This window comes from Ruegeria sp. (genome assembly GCF_965243365.1).
In the GTDB taxonomy this organism is placed as follows: domain Bacteria; phylum Pseudomonadota; class Alphaproteobacteria; order Rhodobacterales; family Rhodobacteraceae; genus Ruegeria.
This window is the reverse complement of the sequence record NZ_CBDEUW010000002.1, coordinates 1,130,327-1,151,483: the sequence shown is the minus strand read 5'-3', so window position 1 is coordinate 1,151,483 and position 21,157 is coordinate 1,130,327. Positions and strand designations below refer to the sequence as shown.

The 21,157-nt window shown below is 57.3% G+C and carries 23 protein-coding genes; 15 read left to right on the top strand and 8 right to left on the bottom strand.

Annotated elements, in window-relative coordinates; translation table 11 throughout:
- The first annotated feature begins 79 nt into the window (after positions 1 to 79).
- From ACP0GE_RS09425 to ACP0GE_RS09405, 5 genes are all read left to right on the top strand, one after another.
- On the top strand, positions 80 to 1,165 hold the full coding sequence (locus tag ACP0GE_RS09425) for a polyamine ABC transporter substrate-binding protein (protein WP_424831695.1): 1,086 nt from the start codon (positions 80 to 82) through the stop codon (positions 1,163 to 1,165).
- 70 nt (positions 1,166 to 1,235) lie between these two features.
- Positions 1,236 to 2,363, top strand: a complete 1,128-nt coding sequence (locus ACP0GE_RS09420) for an ABC transporter ATP-binding protein (RefSeq protein ID WP_424831694.1) — start codon at positions 1,236 to 1,238, stop codon at positions 2,361 to 2,363.
- On the top strand, positions 2,363 to 3,253 hold the full coding sequence (locus ACP0GE_RS09415) for an ABC transporter permease subunit (RefSeq protein WP_424833831.1): 891 nt from the start codon (positions 2,363 to 2,365) through the stop codon (positions 3,251 to 3,253). Before ACP0GE_RS09420 ends, ACP0GE_RS09415 begins: the two co-directional genes overlap by 1 nt.
- Positions 3,250 to 4,068: an ABC transporter permease gene (locus ACP0GE_RS09410; protein ID WP_424831693.1), complete on the top strand. Its 819-nt coding sequence runs from the start codon at positions 3,250 to 3,252 to the stop codon at positions 4,066 to 4,068. The genes ACP0GE_RS09415 and ACP0GE_RS09410 overlap by 4 nt, the downstream gene beginning before the upstream one ends.
- Positions 4,065 to 5,369, top strand: a complete 1,305-nt coding sequence (locus ACP0GE_RS09405) for an NAD(P)/FAD-dependent oxidoreductase (RefSeq protein WP_424831692.1) — start codon at positions 4,065 to 4,067, stop codon at positions 5,367 to 5,369. The genes ACP0GE_RS09410 and ACP0GE_RS09405 overlap by 4 nt, the downstream gene beginning before the upstream one ends.
- Position 5,370: 1 nt before the next feature.
- On the opposite strand, the gene ACP0GE_RS09400 is transcribed toward ACP0GE_RS09405, so the two are convergent.
- From ACP0GE_RS09400 to ACP0GE_RS09390, 3 genes are read right to left on the bottom strand one after another with little or no spacing between them, the layout of a single operon-like run.
- On the bottom strand, positions 5,371 to 6,240 hold the full coding sequence (locus tag ACP0GE_RS09400; RefSeq protein ID WP_424831691.1) for a phosphotransferase: 870 nt from the start codon (positions 6,238 to 6,240) through the stop codon (positions 5,371 to 5,373).
- A 52-nt stretch (positions 6,241 to 6,292) separates the two neighbouring features.
- A complete protein-coding gene (locus tag ACP0GE_RS09395) occupies positions 6,293 to 6,955 on the bottom strand; it encodes a flagellar hook capping FlgD N-terminal domain-containing protein (RefSeq protein WP_424831690.1) in 663 nt (220 codons plus the stop codon).
- A gap of 3 nt (positions 6,956 to 6,958) precedes the next feature.
- A complete protein-coding gene (locus ACP0GE_RS09390) occupies positions 6,959 to 8,164 on the bottom strand; it encodes a flagellar hook-length control protein FliK (RefSeq protein WP_424831689.1) in 1,206 nt (401 codons plus the stop codon).
- Between the two features lie 110 nt (positions 8,165 to 8,274).
- Between ACP0GE_RS09390 and ACP0GE_RS09385 the strand changes: the two genes are divergently transcribed.
- The 6 genes from ACP0GE_RS09385 to ACP0GE_RS09360 all read left to right on the top strand — a co-directional run bounded on the left by ACP0GE_RS09385 (position 8,275) and on the right by ACP0GE_RS09360 (position 11,950).
- Complete coding sequence (locus ACP0GE_RS09385; RefSeq protein WP_424831688.1) at positions 8,275 to 8,550, top strand: rod-binding protein; 276 nt, start codon at positions 8,275 to 8,277, stop codon at positions 8,548 to 8,550.
- Positions 8,540 to 8,887, top strand: coding sequence for a flagellar biosynthesis protein FlgN (locus tag ACP0GE_RS09380; RefSeq protein WP_424831687.1), 348 nt, complete (start codon positions 8,540 to 8,542; stop codon positions 8,885 to 8,887). The genes ACP0GE_RS09385 and ACP0GE_RS09380 overlap by 11 nt, the downstream gene beginning before the upstream one ends.
- A 210-nt stretch (positions 8,888 to 9,097) precedes the next feature.
- Positions 9,098 to 10,309, top strand: a complete 1,212-nt coding sequence (locus tag ACP0GE_RS09375) for a flagellin (RefSeq protein WP_424831686.1) — start codon at positions 9,098 to 9,100, stop codon at positions 10,307 to 10,309.
- Between the two features lie 77 nt (positions 10,310 to 10,386).
- Entirely contained in the window at positions 10,387 to 10,761 is a 375-nt protein-coding gene (gene flaF / locus ACP0GE_RS09370) for a flagellar biosynthesis regulator FlaF (protein ID WP_424831685.1), read from the top strand.
- Positions 10,761 to 11,162: a flagellar biosynthesis repressor FlbT gene (gene flbT, locus ACP0GE_RS09365; RefSeq protein WP_424831684.1), complete on the top strand. Its 402-nt coding sequence runs from the start codon at positions 10,761 to 10,763 to the stop codon at positions 11,160 to 11,162. Before flaF ends, flbT begins: the two co-directional genes overlap by 1 nt.
- Positions 11,159 to 11,950 carry a DUF1217 domain-containing protein gene (locus ACP0GE_RS09360; RefSeq protein ID WP_424831683.1) on the top strand — a complete coding sequence of 264 codons (792 nt, stop codon included), beginning with the start codon at positions 11,159 to 11,161 and terminating at the stop codon, positions 11,948 to 11,950. Before flbT ends, ACP0GE_RS09360 begins: the two co-directional genes overlap by 4 nt.
- A 134-nt stretch (positions 11,951 to 12,084) precedes the next feature.
- Here ACP0GE_RS09360 and ACP0GE_RS09355 read toward each other — a convergent pair whose 3' ends face one another.
- The 3 genes from ACP0GE_RS09355 to ACP0GE_RS09345 form a co-directional block, all read right to left on the bottom strand.
- The gene (locus ACP0GE_RS09355) at positions 12,085 to 13,662 is read right to left on the bottom strand and encodes a DUF427 domain-containing protein (protein ID WP_424833830.1); all 1,578 of its coding nucleotides are present in this window, start codon (positions 13,660 to 13,662) and stop codon (positions 12,085 to 12,087) included.
- A 90-nt stretch (positions 13,663 to 13,752) separates the two neighbouring features.
- On the bottom strand, positions 13,753 to 14,454 hold the full coding sequence (locus tag ACP0GE_RS09350) for a winged helix-turn-helix domain-containing protein (protein ID WP_424831682.1): 702 nt from the start codon (positions 14,452 to 14,454) through the stop codon (positions 13,753 to 13,755).
- The gene (locus ACP0GE_RS09345) at positions 14,426 to 14,713 is read right to left on the bottom strand and encodes a hypothetical protein (RefSeq protein WP_424831681.1); all 288 of its coding nucleotides are present in this window, start codon (positions 14,711 to 14,713) and stop codon (positions 14,426 to 14,428) included. Before ACP0GE_RS09345 ends, ACP0GE_RS09350 begins: the two co-directional genes overlap by 29 nt.
- A gap of 176 nt (positions 14,714 to 14,889) precedes the next feature.
- Between ACP0GE_RS09345 and ACP0GE_RS09340 the strand changes: the two genes are divergently transcribed.
- The 4 genes from ACP0GE_RS09340 (at position 14,890) to ACP0GE_RS09325 (ending at position 18,814) form a co-directional block, all read left to right on the top strand.
- Positions 14,890 to 15,354 carry a hypothetical protein gene (locus ACP0GE_RS09340; protein WP_424831680.1) on the top strand — a complete coding sequence of 155 codons (465 nt, stop codon included), beginning with the start codon at positions 14,890 to 14,892 and terminating at the stop codon, positions 15,352 to 15,354.
- A 110-nt stretch (positions 15,355 to 15,464) separates the two neighbouring features.
- On the top strand, positions 15,465 to 16,082 hold the full coding sequence (locus ACP0GE_RS09335; RefSeq protein ID WP_424831679.1) for a ribonuclease HII: 618 nt from the start codon (positions 15,465 to 15,467) through the stop codon (positions 16,080 to 16,082).
- 107 nt (positions 16,083 to 16,189) lie between these two features.
- The gene (locus tag ACP0GE_RS09330) at positions 16,190 to 17,293 is read left to right on the top strand and encodes a site-specific DNA-methyltransferase (protein ID WP_424831678.1); all 1,104 of its coding nucleotides are present in this window, start codon (positions 16,190 to 16,192) and stop codon (positions 17,291 to 17,293) included.
- 138 nt (positions 17,294 to 17,431) lie between these two features.
- The gene (locus tag ACP0GE_RS09325) at positions 17,432 to 18,814 is read left to right on the top strand and encodes an adenylate/guanylate cyclase domain-containing protein (RefSeq protein ID WP_424831677.1); all 1,383 of its coding nucleotides are present in this window, start codon (positions 17,432 to 17,434) and stop codon (positions 18,812 to 18,814) included.
- Between the two features lie 84 nt (positions 18,815 to 18,898).
- On the opposite strand, the gene ACP0GE_RS09320 is transcribed toward ACP0GE_RS09325, so the two are convergent.
- Entirely contained in the window at positions 18,899 to 20,032 is a 1,134-nt protein-coding gene (locus ACP0GE_RS09320; protein WP_424831676.1) for an alkane 1-monooxygenase, read from the bottom strand.
- Between the two features lie 58 nt (positions 20,033 to 20,090).
- Positions 20,091 to 21,146, bottom strand: a complete 1,056-nt coding sequence (mutY, locus tag ACP0GE_RS09315; RefSeq protein ID WP_424831675.1) for an A/G-specific adenine glycosylase — start codon at positions 21,144 to 21,146, stop codon at positions 20,091 to 20,093.
- Positions 21,147 to 21,157 lie beyond the last annotated feature (11 nt).

Sequence of the window (21,157 nt, the reverse complement as noted above, 5' to 3'; positions counted from 1 at the left end):
GCCGGAACGGGGGAAAACGCAAAACTTGATCAAATCCAAAAAAACGGGAAAATACCCGTACACTTTCAGGGAGAGAAAAATGTCAATCAAGACGCTGACACTAACAGCGGTAATCGCATTGGGGACTTCGGCGGCCTTCGCCGAAGAAGTGCGTGTCTACAACTGGTCCGACTACATCGACGAAGATTTGCTGAGCAAGTTTGAAGAAGAAACAGGTCTGACCCTGATCTACGACGTATTCGACAGTAACGAGGTTCTGGAAACCAAGATGCTGGCCGGTGGATCAGGCTATGACGTGGTCGTGCCGTCTGGCACGTTCCTTCAGCGTCAGATCCAGGCCGGCGCGTTTCAGGAGCTGGATGCGTCCAAGTTGTCGAACGCAGGCAATTTGTGGGATGTGATCCAGGAACGTACCGCCGGCTATGATCCGGACAACGCGTATTCGATCAACTACATGTGGGGCACGACCGGTATCGGCGTGAATGTCGACAAGGTCAAAGAAGCTCTTGGCGACGACGTGGCGCTGAACAGTATGGACCTGGTTCTGAAACCAGAGAACATGGAGAAGCTGGCCTCTTGCGGGGTACATTTCCTGGATGCGCCAGCTGAGATGATACCGATGACATTGCAGTATATCGGTGAGGATCCTGACAGTCATGATCCGGATGTCATCAAGAAGGCCGAAGAGATTCTGGCCAGTGTCCGTCCGCATATCCAGAAGTTCCACAGTTCGGAATATATCAACGCGCTGGCCAATGGTGATATCTGCGTGGCTGTTGGATGGTCAGGCGATATCCTGCAGGCGCGGGACCGCGCGGTTGAGGCAGACAATGGCGTGGAGATCGAGTACCACCCGTTTGCCGAAGGCTCGCTGATGTGGTTCGACCAGATGGCCATTCCGGCAGATGCTCCGAACCCGGAAGGCGCGCATAAGTTCCTGAATTTCATTCTGGACGCCAACAACATGGCGGCCGCGTCGAACTATGTCTATTACGCCAATGGCAACAAGGCCTCGCAGGAGTTTCTTGAGGAAGACGTGATTGGCGATCCGGCGATCTATCCGGATGAGACAACCATGCAGAATCTCTATATCACGACGCCTTATCCGTCGAAGACTCAGCGGGTTGTTACCCGTCTTTGGACCAAGATCAAATCGGGCACCTGATCCGGTTTATCTGCGCAAGGCGGCCGGAGCCGCCTTGCTGCCATATTCAGATAGTCGAACGGGGGCCATAGTGAACTCTGAAGTCTTTGCGCCGTGGGAAGACCCGCAGGCGAAACCGTTGATCCAGTTCCAGAATGTCACCAAGCGCTTTGGTGAATTCACGGCCATCGACAACCTGTCTTTGGATATTTTCGAAAAGGAGTTCTTTGCCCTGCTCGGGCCGTCGGGTTGCGGCAAGACCACCATGATGCGGATGCTGGCGGGTTTTGAGACCCCGACCGAAGGGCATATTCTGCTGGGCGGTCAGGATATCGACCCGATCCCGCCGAATAAGCGGGCGGTGAACATGATGTTTCAGTCATACGCCCTGTTCCCTCACCTAAGCATCTGGGAGAACATCGCCTTCGGGCTGCGTCGGGACAACATGCCCAAACATGACTTGGAAGACCGTGTTGAAGAGATGCTGCGTCTGACCCGGCTAGAGCAATTCGCCCGCCGCAAACCGCATCAGATATCGGGCGGGCAACGTCAGCGGGTGGCGCTGGCGCGGTCTCTGGCCAAGGCGCCGAAGTTGCTGTTGCTGGACGAACCACTGGGTGCGTTGGACAAAAAACTGCGGCAGGACACGCAGTTCGAATTGATGGACATTCAGGAAAAGACCGGCACCACTTTCGTGATCGTGACCCACGATCAGGAAGAGGCGATGACCGTCGCCAGCCGTGTCGCGGTGATGGATCAGGGTCAACTAATGCAGGTGGCCACGCCAGACCGGATTTATGAAAGCCCGAATTCTGTCTACGTGGCCGACTTTATCGGTGACGTGAACATCATCGAAGGGCGCGCATCGTCCAATGGCGAAGAAACCTATCAGATCGACTGGGCCGAGGGGCAGACTCCGCTGACCGCGACCTCGGCCAACGGGTTTTCGCCGGGGCAGGCTTGTCATCTGGCGATCCGGCCCGAGAAGGTGACGATCTCGGCCGACCGCCCGGCAGACGCGATCAACGCGGTGCAGGGAAAGGTGCATGACATCGCCTATCTGGGCAACCTGTCGACCTATCATGTCGAGTTACCGAACGGCACGATCATCAAGGCGCAGACAGCCAACACCCGCCGCATATCGCGCAGGTCGTTTACATGGGAAGACCCGGTCTGGCTGTCCTGGACAGCAACGGCTGCGGTTCTGCTGGCCAACTGATGCGCCGCGCGTTCCTCATCGCCGTTCCGTATGTCTGGTTGCTGGCACTGTTTCTGGTGCCGTTCTTTATCGTCCTGAAAATCTCATTGTCGGACACAGAACTGGCGATCCCACCCTACACGCCCACACTGGATTTGTCGCAGGGCTGGGCGGGGATCAGGGATTTCTTCAGTCAACTGGATTTCGAGAACTTCATCTGGCTGACCGAGGATGACCTGTATTGGAAAGCCTATCTGTCCAGCGTCAAAATCGCTCTGATCTCGACCTTTTTCACGCTACTGGTGGGCTACCCGATTGCCTACGGCATGGCCCGCGCGCCCGAGGAATGGCGCCCGACGCTGATGATGCTGGTCATCCTGCCCTTCTGGACCTCCTTCCTGATCCGCGTCTATGCGTGGATGGGCATCCTTTCGAACGAGGGCTACCTGAACCAGTTGCTGCTTTGGACGGGCATCATCTCAACCCCGCTGACCATCCTGAACACCAACACGGCGGTCTATATCGGCATCGTCTATACCTATCTGCCCTTCATGATCCTGCCGATCTACTCGTCGCTCGAACGGATGGACGGATCTTTGATCGAGGCCGCCGAAGACCTCGGCTGTTCCCGTCTGCAAGCCTTCTGGCTGGTGACTATCCCGCTGTCGCGTCCCGGCATCATCGCAGGCTGCTTTCTGGTGATGATCCCGGTGATCGGTGAGTTCGTGATCCCGTCCCTGCTGGGCGGCTCGGGCACGCTGATGATCGGTAAAGTTCTGTGGGAAGAGTTCTTCTCGAACCGCGACTGGCCCGTCGCCAGCGCTGTGGCTGTTGTCCTGCTGTTGATCCTTGTGATCCCGATTGTGCTGTTCCAGCGCAACCAGCAAAAGCAGACGGAGGCCGAGAAATGAACAGGCTGAGCTGGTTCAACACGGTCTCGCTGACGCTGGGGTTTGCGTTTCTTTACATCCCAATGATTATCCTGATCATCTTCAGCTTCAACGAAAGCAAGCTGGTGACGGTTTGGGCGGGTTTTTCGACCAAATGGTATGGCGAGCTTGTCCAGAACGAGGCGTTTCTGGATGCTGCATGGGTTACCCTTCGGGTTGCCGTGTTTTCCTCAACGCTGGCAACCATCTTGGGCACCGCGGCCGCTTACGTGCTGGTGCGCGGAGGGCGCTTCTTTGGCCGAACACTGTTCTCTGGCATGATCTATGCGCCGCTGGTCATGCCTGAGGTGATCACAGGCTTGTCGCTGTTGCTGCTGTTCATTGGCATCGGGTTAGACCGGGGTATCCTGACCATCGTGCTGGCCCACACCACCTTTTCCATGTGCTTTGTTTCGGTCGTCGTATCCTCGCGGCTGGTGACCTTCGACCGTTCACTGGAAGAGGCCGCGCTGGACCTTGGATGCTCACCTGCTCAGGCCTTCCGTCTGGTGACCCTGCCGATCATCGCGCCTGCGGTCATCTCGGGGTGGTTGTTGGCCTTTACCCTGTCACTAGATGATCTGGTGATCGCATCCTTTACCTCGGGCCCGTCCGCCACGACCCTGCCCATCAAGATCTTCTCGGCTGTGCGATTGGGTGTCAGCCCTGAAATCAACGCCCTGTCGACCTTGATGATTGCCGTGGTGACCGTGGGCGTCATCACTGCCTCGCTGGTCACAAAACGCGCGATGATGCGCCAGCGCGAGGATGAGATGGCCGCAGCGCGTACGGAATGAAGCGGATATTCTCGGATTACGCCTATGGCCCGGAACCGCGCGCTGCGTGTTGGTGGGACGAAACCATCGCGGCCCCGGAATGGCCTGTTCTATCCGAGGATCTGAGTGTTGACGTCGCCATTATCGGTGGCGGTTTTACTGGCATATCGGCGGCTTTGCATCTGGCGCAGAACGGTGCCTCGGTTGCGGTGCTCGAAGCGGAAACGCCCGGTTGGGGTGCCTCGGGCCGCAACGGTGGATTTTGCTGTCTGGGTGGGGCAAAGCTGGATCAGGCCAGGATGGTCATTCGCTTCGGAGCGGATGCCGCGCAAAGCTATGACAAGGCCGAAGTTGAGGCCGTAGATCTGGTTGCCAACCTGCTTTCAACGCACAGGATTGACGCAGACACGCATTCAAACGGCGAAACCCAATTGGCGCATTCCCGGCGGGCCATGGAACGGTTGCGCCGTTTGGAAGACGAACAAGGTACTCTGCATGAGCCCAAAGACCTGCCGTCATTGGGTTTTGGCGATGGGTTTTACGGAGGGTACACCCTGCCGGTTGGTTTTGGGCTGAACCCCAGGAAATACCTGTTTGGTCTCGCCGCAGCGGCAGCGGCGCACGGTGTCAGGTTGTTTCAGAACAGCGCCGTTTCAAACATAGGGCGTATTAAGTCCGGGTATGAACTGGTTACATCGCAGGGCCGTATTCGATCGGATCAGGTTCTTGTCTGCACCAACGGATACTCAAGCGAGGACATTCCAGATTGGATGGCGGCGCGGTATATGCCCGCACAATCGACGGTTATGGTGACGCGCCCTTTGTCCGATGCGGAACTGCACGCGCAGGGATGGACCACTGACCAGATGGCCTATGATACGCGCAACCTGCTGCATTACTTTCGTCTGATGCCGGATCGTCGGTTTTTGTTCGGGATGCGGGGCGGGCTGTTTGCCTCACCGTCGGCAGAGGCAGCAATACAGCGAAAGCTTGCAGCGGATTTTCAGCGCATGTTTCCCGCCTGGAGGCAGGTTGAAGCCACGCATGTCTGGTCTGGGATGGTGTGTCTGTCCCGAGATCTGGTGCCTTTTGCGGGGCCTGTTTCGGGCCAGCCGGGGATGTTCGCGGGCTTCGCCTATCACGGAAATGGTGTGGCGATGGGGACGTATTGTGGGCGTGCGTTGGCGCGTCTGGTGTTGGGACAGTCATCGAATCTGCCGACCCCGATCACCCATACACCGCACCGCTTTCCATTCGGTCGATGGCGTCGTGTTTTGATGCCGCCCGTTTATGCACTGCTGGCCTTGGCAGATTTAGGCTAGGTCAGAGCGCTTTGATCTCCAGTTCAAACCCGGTCTGGTAGTCGGTTGCTCCGTTTTCCGCCCGCCACAGGCAATAGGCTGCCATTCTCCAAGCATACCAAGGACGCAATGCCCGATAACGGGCCGTGATAGTAGGATTCCCATAAGCCGACAGAAATTTCGCCTCTTCGTCCGACGACAGCGGCGCGGCGCGGTATAGCTGTTGCATCGCGGGTGACAGGAACATGGCCAGATCCTCGCAGGGATCACCAAAAACCGGGCACTGCCAATCAATCAGCGTCAGGCCGGTATCCGATACCAGGATGTTGCCCGGGACCGGATCACCATGCACAAGGTACCTGCGTGGAAGGGGCGATACGGCATGCTGCGGTTGGAGATTGGCGAGCGCGGACCGTTGCTCGGATCGACAACCCGCCAGAATTTGCGCGCCGTGACGGGCCAGATCATCGCTGCCATTGCAGCCCTCGGGCAGCGTAAGGGTCACTGGCTGATCGTGTAACTCTCGCAGAAGATGCGCGACGGGTTCGACCCCGCGCTGCCAGGGTTTGCCGGGGGCGTGGTCGTAGAAAACCCATCTGTCGCGGCCGAATGATCCGGTTGCGCGCAGATTGGGCACAAACCCTGTTGACTGCAATGCGTTCAGACAGGCCGCTTCCAGTTCGGCATCATTGCGAAACAACGGGTTGCGCAAACCAGACCGGTAAAGCTTGAGCACAGCATCACTGCGCCCGTCCTGCACTTTCCAAACCTGGTTTGTGCGTCCGCCATACAGCGTATCGAAACGAGCTTTTGGCTTTGTTAGCCCGCCATCGGCAAGCTGTTTCACAAGGCCGGGGGGCGGCAGAGGCAGATCAGTCAGTGGGTTACCCAATTCTTCAGGCGAGTCGTGGTGTCCCCAGCTTTGGACCGCGCGGCCCTTCAGATCAAGCGCCTGCGCGAATCCCGCTGACTTTGTCCGCTGAAATCTCGGCCCCGCTGTCCAAGGTCAGTATGATCTGGCCGCCTTCCATCTGCGCTGCAACCACAGTGCTGTAAACCGCTGCCGGATTTTCGGCCAGAAGCTCATCCCCATTATAGCTTTGCAGTGAGGCTGAATAGGAACCTGCAGGCATAGGGTCGCCCGCGTCGTCCACTCCCGCCCATACGAACTCATTTTCGTCTACCGGTACCGGGATTTGATCGACAACCGTTCCTTCAGCGTCACGGATGACCATGATGGCTTTGTCTGCGGTTGGTTCGGCGTGGACCGAGATTGCAACGGGCTGCGTATCGAACCGGAAAGCCGCTGTTGCCTGCACATCCATGCCCACCCAACCAGCCAATTGATCCAGATTGACGCTGCCCAGGGCCACGGCAAGACTCGAGAGCAGATCGTTTGTTTGAACCTGCTGTTCGACCATCGAGAACTGCGCCAACTGTGATGCGTATTCTGACGAATCTAACGGCTCCAACGGGTCCTGATTGCGCGCTTGCGCTGTCAGCATCCGCAGAAATGTTTCAAAATCCGAAGTCAGGGCTGAGGATTGCGAGGTGCCTGTTGATTGTGGGGCGGCGTTTGGAACAGTGGAATTGACGGAGGTCATCATGGCTCAAAGTCTCATATCAAGGCCGCGTAGAGGCCCGGTTGGTGTGGGGGCAGCGATACTCTCGGACTCGGTTTGCGGGTCGTCTGGCCCAAACGCGGGTTCCGAGGGGTCAGTTTCGCTACCCTGCGGGGTATCCGCCGAGGTTCCGAGATCGAAGGACAAATCGCCATAACCAAGCTTCTGGAATTCGACTGACAGAACAGAAATATGCCTGCGCATCAGTTCCAGCGTCTCGGGGCGTTCGGCTGCAATGGTCAGGTGAAGACCATCCTCACGCCCGTTCAAGGTAATAGACACGCGCCCCAACTCTTCTGGATTTAGGGCGATCTCGACCCCGCCAGAGCCCGGTTTTGCGGTGATGGCGGCGGCTATCTGCCCGGCGACCGCGCGCGCGATTTCAGCCCGGGGGGTGGTCAGGCCTTGCTGTATCCCGGTGTCTCGCCCCGTCGAAACGAGAGGATCGCCCTTGGCTGCTGCAATCTCGTCCCCTTCAAACGCAATGCCGGGGTCCAGCTGAATATCCGGTTGATCCGGCGTTGGTTGCGCAGGGGGCGTGCCTTGGTTGGATGCGGTCTGGGCGGATTTGACCGCAATGGCAGATGTCGACGGAGCACTCATGGCCGAACCTGTTTGGGGTTTCAAACGACTACGTGATGGCCCCTCAGCCCCGGTAGGAGGATGCCCGCGGGCCCGCATGATCACTGCCTGCTCAGCAATTTGATTTGAGGTTGTTTTTTGATAACCGTCGGAGGTCTGCGCCGGAGGTTGATCGGTTTGCGAGCGGTTTGCGATGCCTCCGCGCAGCTTCATCTCTTCGTTCGACAGGGTGCCTTTTTGAGTGATCCCAGGTTGAAAACTATCACCGCCAGCAGAGGCAGCCGACTGCGATTTCGCGGATATCTCGGGTTTATCGTGCGGTCCTGTGACGGCCTCGACCGCCATCATATGTCTGTCGGGTTCGCCGCCGTTAATCGCCTGCAAAGACGGTTCCGTTGACTTGCTGTCAGGCAATTCCAGGTTCAAGTCAGCAGCCGACCCGGTGGCCGCGGTTTCGCCCATTTCACCAACAATCTGTTCTTCCAGTGCAGTCTCTGTCAGGACATCTTCAAATGCCGTGGCGCCCTCGGACTCGTCGACCTCAGGCGAGCGTCCTTCAGGATGTCCAGCCGCTTTTGGCGCGGCGACTGTAAGAATCAGCGGGTTGGGCATTTGCTCCGGCTCCGTTTGTCTGACCGGTAATCTGCCCAAAGGAAGTTACGTTTATTTTAACCGATTTCCTCTTTGATGCCGAAAGTTCCAAGCAATTTTCGGAGAACCCGATGAAGATTCAAATGAACGTTCCAACAGCGCCGCCACAGCCTGCCCAAACCAAGCTAAAGGCCGCCGCCGTCGAGCTTGAGGCAACTTTTCTGGCCGAAATGTTGAAATCCGCAGGGCTGGGCAAAGCGCGCGCTTCGTTTGGAGGAGGTGCGGGTGAGGATCAGTTTGCCTCGATGCTGGTTCAGCATCAGGCACGGCAGCTTGCTCAATCTGGCGGTATTGGTCTGTCGGAAACTCTGTTCGCCACGTTGATGGAGAACTCCAATGCAGGATGACTCGATCAAAGCGCTTGAGGAGGTTCTTGATCATGAACGCACCGCGCTGGTGGAAGGTGATCTGGATAGTCTCGAAACAATGGCGCTGGAAAAAGAAAGGCTGATCGACGCGATCAGTGGGCTTCAGGTACCGGATAGTGACGACCTGATCCGGGTGCAGAAAAAGGTCGACCGGAATCAGGCCTTGCTGAGCAGCGCTGCCGAGGGGATTCGTGCTGTCGCCGACAGAATGTCCGAACTGCGTCGGGTGCGTCGGGAATTCAGCTCCTATGACGCTGCCGGTCAGCGCAGTGGGTTTACGGTGCGCGGCAAAGTCAGATTGGAAAAACGGGCCTAGGGCACGCGTTGAATCAAATGCAATCTTTTCGATCTTGAGGCTTTAGCACTCCGTTAGGGGATAGCGTTCCAAGATAGCCGTGCACCTGAAAATGCGGGTGGCGCGTTGGCCGCAAGGCAAGACGCACAGGTCAGAACGACAGAATGCCCGCCGGTCCGGCGGGGCAAATATGGGCGTCAAATGCGCCTGAACCAAACAAGGATGACACATATGTCCAGCATTCTGACAAATAACGGCGCGATGGTCGCGCTGCAGACCCTTAAGTCGGTCAACAAGAACCTTGCTCAAACCCAGAACGCCATCTCGACCGGTAAAGATGTTGCCACCGCCAAGGATAACTCGGCCGTCTGGGCGATCTCGAAAGTGATGGAATCAGACGTCAAAGGTTTTAACGCGATCAAGGACAGCCTTGCATTGGGTGAATCGACGGTTGCGGTGGCGCGCAACGCGGCGGAAACCGTGACCGATCTGCTGACCCAGATGAAAGGCAAGATCGTTGCGGCGCAGGAAGACAACGTCGATCGCGGCAAAATCAATACTGATGTGGCGGCCATGAGGGATCAGATTGCTTCGGTTGTTGGTGCAGCGCAGTTTAATGGCCTGAACCTGGTGGATGGGTCGGCGGGCTCTGCGTCAATCCTGGCTTCGCTTGATCGCGACAATGCGGGTGGCGTAACGGCGTCTTACATCTCGGTTGCCGGTCAAGACCTGTCGATCGGTGGTTACACCGCCAATGATATCTTCTCGGGCAGTTCTGCAGGGGCGTCGACCAACGGCGATACCGTTGCGCTGGCATTGGACAATGGTGGTGGTAACGAGCAGATCGAGATTGCCGAAAACGCCACTGCATTTGCTGCAGGCGATAGCGTAAGCCTGACAGTTGGTGACCAGACAGTTTCCTACACTGTGACGGCGGATGATGCAGCGGCCACTACCACTGCGGATATCGTGGCGGTTGCACTGAAGGCCAAAGTTGATGAGCTTGGGGTTGCGGGCCTGACCGTGGATTATGACAGTGGTACGCCGGGCACGCTTAACCTTACCAACAACGGGACCAACGATCTGACAGTCAGTGGCCAGTTTGCCAATGCTGGCTCGGGCGGTTTGGGCGCGTTGTCTTCGATTGATGTCTCCACCGGTGCTGGGGCCAATGCTGCCCTAGCAACTGTTGAAACACTGATCGACACCGCAATTGACGCTTCGGCGGCTTTTGGCTCGGCGCAGGGTCGGATTGAGACCCAAAAGGAGTTCATTTCGAATCTGGCCGACTCGTTCAAATCCGGTATTGGCTCTCTGGTAGATGCCGATATGGAAGAAACCTCGGCCCGACTTCAGGCGCTTCAGGTGCAGCAGCAGCTTGCAACACAATCGCTGTCGATTGCCAACCAGGCTCCGCAGTCCATCCTGTCACTGTTCCGTTAATCACGGATCAAACACGGGGCACGCTTGTCGTGCCCCGTTAACGCCCGCCCGTTGATGGCCAATTGGAAGGATTTCAAGTGACACCGCAAGCTCTTGCACAGCGTGCTTACGCGCAATCGGCAGCTCCGACCCGGACGCCGCGAGATACGGAATATGAGGTGATCTCAAAAATCACGCACCGCCTGAAATCAGCGACTGCGCTCAAGGCGTCAGATTACAGCGGGTTCGTCCAAGCCTTGCATGAGAACCGGCGGTTGTGGAGAGTGTTGGCAACTGGCGTTTCAGATTCCGACAATGCGCTGCCAAATGATCTGCGAGCACGAATTTTCTATCTTGCAGAGTTCACCGAACAGTATAGCAGCCAGATTCTGGGGAACAGGGCGGCCGTCGAGCCACTTCTGGAAATCAACATGGCAGTTCTGCGCGGCCTGCGTCAGATGCGGGGGGTGTGATGGGGGGATTGGTTTTAAAACTCGCCCCCAAGGAGCGAGTGCTTATCAACGGGGTGGTGATTGAAAACGGGGACCGCCGCAGCCGGTTCTCGATCATGACGCCGCAGGCCAACGTTCTGCGTTTGCGCGACGCGATTCATCCGGAAGAGGTCACGACTCCGGTGCGTCGGGCGTGTTACGCGGCACAGTTGGTATTGTCAGGAGATATCGAACCTGAAAGCGCCCATCAGCAGCTTTTGCGCCGAGTGGAAGAGCTGAGTCAGGTTTTCACTGACGCCGATAGCCGCCGGGTTCTGGCCGAAGCCACCGAAGCCTTGGTCGCCGAGCAATATTACAAGTGCCTTAAATCTCTGCGTTCTCTGTTGCCACGTGAAGAACGGCTAGTGGCATATCGGCAATGACGTTCCAGCCCATCGTACCAACCGGGGGCTTGGTCGGCTGGCGGTTCCTGCAACGCACCTATGACGCGCAGTTTGAAAGTTATGCGGGGGGCAGCGTCAATCAAAGGGATACGCAGTACTTTCTGGAGAACATCAGCAAGGTGCGCTCTGCCGAAAATCTGGTTTCCGACAGGCGATTGCTACAAGTCGCACTTGGCGCGTTTGGATTGGAGGACGATCTGAACAACCGCTTCTTCATCCAGAAAATCCTTTCAGATGGGACTCGGGCCGAAGACGCTTTGGCGAACAGACTTGCGGATAAAAGATATCGAGAGTTTTCGGCTGCGTTTGGTTTTGGGCCGGGTGATATTCGCAAAACCGGCCTGATCACCAACATGGAAAAGATCGCGCAGGATAATCTGACGTCCCGGTTTGAAGTTGCGGTGGGGGAAGCTGACGACTCCATGCGGATTGCCCTTTATGCGCAACATGCGCTGGGTGAACTTGCTGCCCAACAAGGAAGCGAAGACAAGAAGTGGTTTGATCTGATGGGCCTGCCGCCCCTGCGCCGTATGATGGAAACGGCCCTAGGTCTGCCAGTCGCTTTTGCGCAGCTGGATATCGACAAACAGTTAGAGGTGTTCAAGGACAAGCTGTCGCGTGCGACGGGCTCAGAAAACCTGTCTCAGTTCACCGACCCGGATGCAGTCGCCCAATTGACGGACCAGTATCTGGCCCGCGATCAGATCGCACAGCTGCAGAACGCGATTTCGCCTGCCCAGACAGCGTTGATCTTGCTGGGACCATAGTGTCGCTTGATTTGTTTTTTGAATTCGCAACCCTAGAAGTCAGGCCGCAAATGAGCTGCGGTATTACAAACAGGCGATCGAAATCTGCTATCGTGCCACACCCGAAGAACCCATGCTGATAAGGTGGAAAGGCTCTAGCCCTCGGGTGCCAAGCTCATGTCTGCTTCGGTCTGTAGCGCATAACACGCGATGGGCGCCGAGACGTTGTGAAGCTTGATCGGTCCTAGTGGAACAGCGTTTTTGCAGGCTGGCTCGATGTCCTGTGACACAACGATTCTATACCCCGTTGACTTGCTGTACTCTCCAAGACGTGCCGCAATATTGGCCGCGTGGCCGATGACAGTAAAGTCCAGCCGCTCGCGAGACCCGACATTGCCATAAGTGACACGGCCATATGACAGACCAATCGAGCAATCGCAGCCGTGATCCGTTTCGGACTGGCGCAGCTCGGCCAGCCGTTCGACAATTTCTACCGCCGTGCGTTGCGCGTTTGAACGTGCTTCCGCAGCATTTTCCCCGGCCGGGAAGACGGCCAACACAGCATCCCCGATGAATTTCAGAACCTCACCATCATTCTCATGTACGATGCCCGAGACGGTTTCGAAGAATGTATTCAAAAGGTTGATATAGGCCCCACGGCCCAGCTGTTCCTCTAGGGTCGTAGAGTTTCGAAGGTCGCAGAACATGATCGCGGCATCGATGTCGTCGCCATCACCGCGCCGGATCTCACCGCCCAGCACACGGGCGCCGGTACGCTTGCCGACATAGGTCTCAAGCAGAACCTGCGCGTTTTCCCTTTGCATGAAGACTTCGTAAAACCGGGCAATGACCGATGAGCACTCAAATGTCAGGCCCAGGTTTTCGGTTGTGAAACCATCAGGGTGATCACTGGTCAGAGTCAGAACATTGGTCCGCCCATCCGAGAATGGCAGTGGCATGGCGACATAGTCTGTGCCACCCTTGGCCCTCAGGTCCTCCATGATCGGAAAGCTGTTATGTGGGTTATCGGTATTCAACCGTTGTCTTACCCCTCCAAGCCCGTTCGAGACATGGCGCAGCGGGCTGTTGATAAAGGCCGGGTGGTCGTGAATTTCATAGGTTGGGATATGGGTCGAAATCTCAGCCGAATCCTTTTCCCAGATATAGTGTTTCCCCGCGATCAAAGGATGCAAAGACCACGCCAAAATGCTGAGGCGCTGAATCGCGATCCCGTGTTCCAGCATCTTCTCGGCCAATGCTTTGGTGAAATCTTCAGGTGTCTGAATCTCGGATGCGCCGCGCATCAGCCAGTCGATCAGGGGGCCACTGATATTGCCGTCGTCGGGTTCCCTGAGCCGGTTTTCACCAAAATCAATATGGGTGAAAGCGTCTGGCATAAACCCGATATGCCCCTGGATTGCGGCACTTTCCGGCAGCGCGTCCTCATACGCCCAGATTGAATTGGTCAGCCGCTCGCCGGGCAGGCTGATGTCGTGATAGGTCGCCGTCCCTTTGAAGGGGCAGAATGTCTGCAATTCGGTCTCAGGGCTCAGTTCGACACGCAGGTCTTCACGTGGGATGTATATCGCCGGGGGCAGCCGGGTTTCATACATGACCTTCGCGTTGCTGCTTTCGGCAAGCAGGATATCGCCGCGATAGATTGCAACGCGGGATTTCAGTCGCTCGACGGAAATCCCGTAGCCTTTTGGTTTTGGTGTGGCATGGACGTTCATCATCAGCCTCCCTTGCCCGGGCCCTTATAGAATGGGCCTTGATATCAGGCTTTCCAAGGGGTGGCGTCGAGTTTAGCGCGAAGGCGGGTCCTAGACCATTTGAATCACGTCTTTTTCAATCGACAACATATAGCCTTTCTTGGCGATGTTCTTGACCAGCAACTCGCTGACCATCTGATTGCCAAGCGCATCGCGCAACCGCTTGATCCGCGTGGCCCCTGCGGCTTCGTCGCAGTCGGCGGCATTTTTGCCGGAAATCATCGCCTCAATCTGTGCGCCCGACAGAACTTCGTCATCCAGACGCGATTCCGCAAGAATGGACAGGGTTTCCATTGCCGCCGGGGTCAGTTTGAAATCCATGTTGTTCAGGTAAACGGTGTTTTCTTCCCGGCTGATCAGCAGTGAGGTCACCTGAATCCCTGTCCGTTCAATCTGCGCCATGCGTCGGTTCAGCAAGACAAGCATCACCAGAAATACCAGCGCTGCCACCAGCATGGCGCTGGCAAAAACCAGCAGCACAAAGATCACCATGCGATAGCTGGACAGCGTATCGGCAAAGGCGGTGCCGGACTGGGCCAGAATTTCGAGCAGACGGATCTCGGATTGTGAGGTCAGATCAGCCTCGACAAACAACCGCTCGACTCTTGCGTTGAAGGCGTTGGCGTCGGGAAGCGTCCAGAACAGAAAGACTGCGGCGGTGACAAGGATGGCGACAATTGCTGCGATACCCAGGCCGACCAGACGTACACCGGAACGGCGGGCTTCAGAAACGGAGATAGAATTTTCCGGCATTTGCCTTCCTTTGGTCCAACCCTTCCGGCCCGAAAACGGACATTACGTTCAGCAAGGTCCATCCGGACCCTTTCAGGCGCTGGGCGACTTCTTTTTTTGCCTGTCCCTTGTTGCAGCTTGGGACTTGCATGACGCCGTAATGCAGACGCAGCGGGTTGTCCTGTTTGGCTTTGTAATCCGCATAGCAATCCGCCGCTGCCGCCGCATCGCCGAGCGATATCAAGGCCGCAATGGCCAGAGAAGAGAGGAGCTTTTTCATAGGCCACATCCTGCACATGGCTGGTCAGGATATTCAATAACATAAGGGGAATATGACGCCTGATATTGGATAACAGATGCGCGTTATTGCTTGTCTGAAAGGGGCGGTTGCAGTGTTGGGGCATCATTTTCGCGGCCCACCTCCGGGCTGCACCAACATCCAAAAGGACAGACGTTATGCACCGGAAATTCATTGCCTTGATCGTTGCCACCGCTATTGCCATCACCGGTGTGTCCGCCTCGCAAGCGCGGGCGGCCGACACAGGGGATATATTGGGCGGGCTGGCCGCGATTGCGATCATCGGCGCGGCGGTCAATCACTATAACAAGGAAAAGCGCAAGGATCGGGCCAGCCGCCAGCAGCACCATGTCTATAAGGAGCCAAAGGTTGTGCATCCGCATGTCCGCCCGGTCCCGAAACGCGTGGCGCGATACGATCTGCCGCAGCGTTGCCTGCGCACATACAAAGGCTACGGACCCAACCGGCAATTGCTTGGGCCGAAATGCCTGAAGAAGCACTACAAACATGCCAATAGCCTGCCCAAACAGTGCAAGGTCGGTTTCTGGAACGGCAAAAAGGTGAAGCGGGCGTATGAACCCGCATGCCTGCGCCAGCAAGGATACCGCGTGGTTTACCGGTAAACGTTTTCGAGCAGGAGCAGCGCCGCAGAAGCGCTGCGTCGGAGGGGGCGACACACACCGCCCCCTCTTTTTTCTTGCGGTGGGTGTCGAAAAGCGGTTTGCCGGTCAGTATGACAAAACCGGATTTTGAATTAGAGCGCGCATTGCGGGATCGGGGCCATGTCAGGATTGCTGGCGTGGACGAAGTGGGCCGCGGGCCTTTGGCTGGCCCGGTAGTTGCGGCGGCTGTGATCCTGAACCCCGAGGATATTCCAGAGGGGTTGAATGACTCCAAGAAGCTGTCACTCAAGCGGCGAACCGCTTTGGATGCCGCATTGCGCGAGCGGGCCGAGATTGCAGTGGCCGAAGCTTCGGTCGCTGAGATTGACGAACTCAATATCCTGCGCGCGTCGCATCTGGCGATGGTGCGCGCGGTTGAGGCATTGAACGCCGCGCCGGATTTTCTGCTGATCGACGGAAACATGATTCCCAATGGCCTGACGATCCTGTCACAGGCCGTGGTCAAGGGGGACGGGCGATCCGTATCGATTGCGGCCGCTTCGATTATCGCCAAAAACTGGCGTGATCGGGTGATGGTGGATTTGGCGCAACAGCATCCCGGTTATGGATGGGAGGCAAACGCGGGATATCCGACAAAACAGCATCGCGAGGCGCTGCAAAATCTTGGCGTGACCCCACACCATAGACGTTCGTTCAAACCGGTCCACAATATCTTGTATCAAGAGTAAATCGTAAGTCGCTGATTCAAAAAAGAAATTGACGGCGAATCATCTTTGACTCATCCTTGTCTCAACCAAATGAGCGCAAAAGCGCCGTGGACACTTGAGGCAGTGATATGACAACGACCACCAAAAAGGGCGCAAAAGCGCTCCCTTTAAACACGATTCTATCCGGGGACTGCATCGATGTGATGAACAGTCTGCCCGAGGCGTCGGTGGACCTTATTTTTGCGGACCCGCCCTATAATTTGCAGCTGAAAGGCCAGTTGCACCGACCGGATAATTCTCAGGTGGATGCGGTTGATGATCATTGGGATCAGTTCAGCAGCTTTGGGGTCTATGACCAGTTTACCCGCGAATGGCTGAAGGCAGCCCATCGTCTGCTGAAGCCCAACGGCGCGATCTGGGTGATTGGGTCATATCATAACATCTTCCGCGTAGGCTCGGCCCTACAGGACGCGGGGTACTGGATTCTCAACGATGTGGTCTGGCGCAAGTCGAACCCGATGCCGAATTTCCGTGGCAAGCGTTTTACCAACGCACATGAGACAATGATCTGGGCGTCCAAGCGTGAAGGCGCGAAATACACTTTCAACTATGAGGCGCTGAAGGCCCTGAACGAAGGTGTGCAGATGCGCAGCGACTGGGTTCTGCCGATTTGTACCGGGCACGAGCGGCTCAAGGACGAAAACGGCGACAAGGCGCATCCGACACAGAAACCGGAATCTCTGTTGCACCGTGTCCTGATCGGCTCGACCAATCCGGGTGACGTGGTGTTGGACCCGTTCTTTGGTACTGGGACCACAGGGGCCGTCGCCAAGATGCTGGGCCGTGAATTCATCGGGATCGAGCGCGAAGAAAGCTATCGGAAGGTGGCAGAGAAGCGCATCGCCAATATCCGTAAATTCGACCGCGAGGCGCTGGAGGTCAGCGCCAGCAAACGCGCCGAGCCGCGCGTGCCCTTTGGCCAGTTGGTCGAACGCGGCATGCTGCGCCCGGGTGAGGAGCTTTATTCCATGAATCAGCGCCACAAGGCCAAGGTTCGCGCGGATGGGACTCTGGTGGGCGATAATGTCAAGGGCTCGATCCATCAGGTGGGCGCCCATCTGGAAAATGCGCCCTCCTGCAATGGCTGGACTTACTGGTGCTTCAAGCGCGACGGCAAGACGGTGCCGATCGACGTTCTGCGCCAGCAGATCCGGTCCGAGATGCACAACTGATATTACGAATACCGCCGGTGCCTGTGGCCTGACACATGGCACTTAGCCTTGCCCCGCCGATCTCGGCGGGGTCTTTTGTTTTCGCCTCAGGAATGATTGCATGGGGCAACCCTGACGCCCGTGTGGGAGAACAAGGCAATGACTGAAACGACCGCCAGCCAATCCCGTATCGACAGAATGTTTCTGACCCAGCCGGACAATTTCGATCTGGAGAACAAATATACCGAGGCTGCGCTGGAGCGGCACAAGCGCGAGGGGTTGGAGCTGGCCGTCCGCGCGCGCTGGATCGCGATGGCGCTGACGGCAGTGTTGCTGATTTTCCTGAACCCGCATTGGGAGGTGCTTTGGTACCACTTCATCCTGCTGTTGATCTGCGCCAATGGCTGGCTGATCCGGCGCGCAGGACGGGTGGGGCAATCCCGGATCGAACTGCTTTTGATCTTTGTCGATCTGTTGATCATGACGCTGGGCATGATTGTCCCCAACCCGTTCAGCGACGATGTGCGACCGCTGGCAATGCAATATCGGTTCGACAATTTTCAGTATTTTTTCATCATTCTGGCGGCAGGCACTCTGGCTTATTCCTGGCGCACAGTGATCGCGATCGGGTCTTGGACCGCCATCATGTGGACCGTGGGCTGGGTGGTTGCCTGGTGGGTGGCAACGCCGATCCCGGGGATCAGCGAACGGGTTGCCCAGGCTTTGCAGGGCTATCCGGATGTGGCTGAGTTGATTGACCCGAATAGTTTCATGATCCCTGAGCGCATTCAGCAAGTAATCGTTTTTGTAATGGTGGCCGTGACTTTGGGCATTTCGATGCAGCGTCTGAGCCGTTTGCTGATGACCAATGCAGGCCTGGAACGCGAGCGCGCCAACCTGTCGCGTTATTTCTCACCCAATGTGGTGGATGAACTAAGCCGGAATGACGAGCCTCTGAAACAGGTCCGCAAGGAAAACGTGGCGGTGCTGTTCATCGACATCGTGGGCTTTACCAAATACGCCGCCGGGCGTGATCCGTATGAGGTGATTGAGGTGCTGCGCGGTTTCCATGCGCGCATGGAGACCGAGGTTTTCCGGCACTACGGTACTTTGGACAAATATCTGGGCGATGGGCTTATGGCCACGTTTGGCACGCCGGTCACAACGCCTCTGGACGCGAGCAATGCACTGGCCTGCGCGCGGGGGATGACGGACGTTATCGATCGCTGGAATCTGGATCGCCGCCGGGCGGGAGAGCCCGAGATACATGTCGGGATCGGTGTGCATTACGGCCCGGTCGTTTTGGGTGATATTGGCGCAAACAGGCTGGAATTTGCGGTGATTGGCGATGCGGTGAACGTGGCGGCCAAGCTTGAGGCCCTGACCCGCGATTTCAACGCACGGATTGTCGTCAGTGATGCGGTGCGGAAACAAGCCGAGCAAGAGGCGCCCGCAGCGCAAGATGTGATGGCTGGGTTTGAGGCAAAACCGTCTCAGTCGGTTCGAGGGGTGGAAGGGCTGATGGATATCTGGGTTCTTTAGAGGGCATGGCTCCCGCCCATCGGAACCACATCAAAGATGCAGTGCCGATGGTTGGGCCGGGCAGCGCGCTGGCGCGCACTGCGGTCACGTGTTGGGCGAGGGGGTTTGTGCCTTATTGTAGGGCTGCCAGTTTGTGATCTCGGGGTAATATTGCCGTCGCCATGCCCGGACGCGCGGATTCATAACGCGCCGCCAGAGCGGTGGGATCATGGCAGCGACAGTCATGACAGGATAGCCATAGGGCAGCTGTGGTGCAGCGTCCTGAGAATGATGTTGCAACAGCGGAAAGCGTCGGTTTGGTTTATGATGGTGATCCGAATGGCGTTGCAGATTTATCAGCAGCCAGTTCGAGGCCTTTTGTGAAGCATTCCAGGAATGTCTTGGGCTGACATGCTCGTATTTTCCATCGCCAAGATATTTGCGGGTTAGGCCGTAGTGTTCGACGTAATTCACCAGTTCCAGTTGCCAGATCGCGGTACCTGCCTGGATCAGGAACAGGACCAGGCCAGACCAGCCGCCAATCAACAGGGCAAGCAACACCATCGCCCCCTGCAATCCCCAGTAGCGCCAGAACGGGTTTGCGGCATCGCTCCACCTTCGGTCTTTGCGGGCGAGTTTTTCTCGTTCAGCCCGAAAGGCAGACAGCAGGCTTTCGCGCAGGACGCGCGGATAGAAACGGTGAAACCCCTCATTGTACCGTGCTGTCACCGGATCCCGGGGGGTGCCGACATAGCGATGATGGACCAGCAGATGCTCGGATCGGAAATGGGAATAAAGCACCATCGCCAGCAGGATATCGCCCAGCCAACGCTCAAACCGGCCTTTCTGGTGCATAAGCTCATGGCTGTAATTGATCCCGACCGTGCCCGAGATGACACCCATGCTAAAGAAGATGCCGAATTTCTCTAACCCGGACAGATCGGATCGGGTGACGTACCAGATGAGCCCGTAAAGTGTCAGGAATTGGATCGGCGCCCAGATATTGGTCAGCAGGATGTGCCATCGTAGCATCGAATCCGGTGTGTCGGGATCAGCGTTTTCGACATTCAGGCCGGTCAGCCGGTCCAGCACCGCAAAGACCCACCATGTCGACAGAGGTACCAGCACTATCCACCAACCCCCCGCAAGTGTGGTTGCCCAGATGAGAGGGATCAGCAGGATTGACACCCAGAAGGGCAGGGCGGATTGCCAGCGGGACAGAGACTCTGATGGCGTCATGAAACAGCTCCGGAATCGTGATTTACCCTAGCCATGCGCGGGGTGGATGAACAATGCGCTAATGGCCGCGCCAAAGGTCGTATGCCTTGCGCATGACCGTTGGCAGGTCACTGGGGCGAAAGGCGTGTTTGTCCATGACAATCAGGTCGCCGGTTTGCGCGGCGCCGGGCAATTCCGCCGCCCAGATACGCAGGATCAGGTGAAAATGCGTAAAGGTATGGCGGACTTCGCCCGACAAGGTTTGCCATTGGGCCGAAAAAGGCGGGGTTTCGGGCGGATTGGCAGACCATTCTGACCCCGGCCAGCCGAGCATTCCACCCAACAGGCCCTTGTCGGGGCGACGCTCCAGCAACAGGGCTCCGTCCGCGCGCTGTGCGATGTAGATGTGGCCGTACCGCGTTGGTTTGGGTTGTTTCGGGGTTTTGCGGGGCAGATCGCCCTGTGTTCCCGCGATCCGGGACCGGCAGGGCGCGCGCAGCGGGCAGATGCCGCAAGCAGGGGATTTGGGAGTGCAGATGGTCGCGCCAAGATCCATGACAGCCTGCGCATAATCTCCGGGGCGGAGAGAGGGCGTAAGTTCCGCCGCTTTTGCCTTCAGAATCGGTTTGGAGCCGGGCAGTGGATCGTGAACATCGAACAGCCGCGCCATCACGCGTTCGACGTTGCCGTCCAGCACGGTTTCCGGCCGATCAAAAGCAATGGCCGAGATTGCGGCAGCGGTATACGGGCCGATACCCGGCAATTTCAGCAAAGTGTCATAGGTATCGGGGAACTGCCCGCCGTGGTCTCGCGCGACCACGCGCGCGCATTTCAGCAGGTTGCGGGCGCGGGCGTAGTAGCCCAGACCGGCCCATTCCCCCATAACTTGATCATCCGGCGCGGCGGCTAGCGCCATCACATCCGGCCAACGGGTGGTGAAACGTATGAAATAGTCGCGCACGGCCGCCACGGTTGTTTGCTGCAGCATGACCTCGGACAGCCAGACCCGGTAAGGATCCGGCCATATCCCCGCTGCACGATCAGCCGGACCAACGCGCCAAGGCATCTTGCGCGCGTGCTGGTCGTACCAGCCCAGCAGAGCACCGCTCACATCAAATTCACCGCTGTCACGCAAGTTTTATCTAT

What these genes read in the sequence shown, in the direction of transcription:
- ACP0GE_RS09375 (WP_424831686.1), top strand. Translation starts at nt 9,098, where the DNA reads ATGTCCAGCATTCTGACAAATAACGGCGCGATGGTCGCGCTGCAGACC.
- ACP0GE_RS09385 (WP_424831688.1), top strand. Translation starts at nt 8,275, where the DNA reads ATGAAGATTCAAATGAACGTTCCAACAGCGCCGCCACAGCCTGCCCAA.
- ACP0GE_RS09390 (WP_424831689.1), bottom strand. Translation starts at nt 8,164, where the DNA reads ATGCCCAACCCGCTGATTCTTACAGTCGCCGCGCCAAAAGCGGCTGGA.
- ACP0GE_RS09320 (WP_424831676.1), bottom strand. Translation starts at nt 20,032, where the DNA reads ATGACGCCATCAGAGTCTCTGTCCCGCTGGCAATCCGCCCTGCCCTTC.
- ACP0GE_RS09340 (WP_424831680.1), top strand. Translation starts at nt 14,890, where the DNA reads ATGCACCGGAAATTCATTGCCTTGATCGTTGCCACCGCTATTGCCATC.
- ACP0GE_RS09425 (WP_424831695.1), top strand. Translation starts at nt 80, where the DNA reads ATGTCAATCAAGACGCTGACACTAACAGCGGTAATCGCATTGGGGACT.
- ACP0GE_RS09415 (WP_424833831.1), top strand. Translation starts at nt 2,363, where the DNA reads ATGCGCCGCGCGTTCCTCATCGCCGTTCCGTATGTCTGGTTGCTGGCA.
- ACP0GE_RS09405 (WP_424831692.1), top strand. Translation starts at nt 4,065, where the DNA reads ATGAAGCGGATATTCTCGGATTACGCCTATGGCCCGGAACCGCGCGCT.
- ACP0GE_RS09335 (WP_424831679.1), top strand. Translation starts at nt 15,465, where the DNA reads ATGACAAAACCGGATTTTGAATTAGAGCGCGCATTGCGGGATCGGGGC.
- ACP0GE_RS09350 (WP_424831682.1), bottom strand. Translation starts at nt 14,454, where the DNA reads ATGCCGGAAAATTCTATCTCCGTTTCTGAAGCCCGCCGTTCCGGTGTA.
- ACP0GE_RS09330 (WP_424831678.1), top strand. Translation starts at nt 16,190, where the DNA reads ATGACAACGACCACCAAAAAGGGCGCAAAAGCGCTCCCTTTAAACACG.
- ACP0GE_RS09410 (WP_424831693.1), top strand. Translation starts at nt 3,250, where the DNA reads ATGAACAGGCTGAGCTGGTTCAACACGGTCTCGCTGACGCTGGGGTTT.
- ACP0GE_RS09395 (WP_424831690.1), bottom strand. Translation starts at nt 6,955, where the DNA reads ATGATGACCTCCGTCAATTCCACTGTTCCAAACGCCGCCCCACAATCA.
- ACP0GE_RS09325 (WP_424831677.1), top strand. Translation starts at nt 17,432, where the DNA reads ATGACTGAAACGACCGCCAGCCAATCCCGTATCGACAGAATGTTTCTG.
- ACP0GE_RS09360 (WP_424831683.1), top strand. Translation starts at nt 11,159, where the DNA reads ATGACGTTCCAGCCCATCGTACCAACCGGGGGCTTGGTCGGCTGGCGG.
- ACP0GE_RS09380 (WP_424831687.1), top strand. Translation starts at nt 8,540, where the DNA reads ATGCAGGATGACTCGATCAAAGCGCTTGAGGAGGTTCTTGATCATGAA.
- ACP0GE_RS09345 (WP_424831681.1), bottom strand. Translation starts at nt 14,713, where the DNA reads ATGAAAAAGCTCCTCTCTTCTCTGGCCATTGCGGCCTTGATATCGCTC.
- flbT (WP_424831684.1), top strand. Translation starts at nt 10,761, where the DNA reads ATGGGGGGATTGGTTTTAAAACTCGCCCCCAAGGAGCGAGTGCTTATC.
- ACP0GE_RS09355 (WP_424833830.1), bottom strand. Translation starts at nt 13,662, where the DNA reads ATGAACGTCCATGCCACACCAAAACCAAAAGGCTACGGGATTTCCGTC.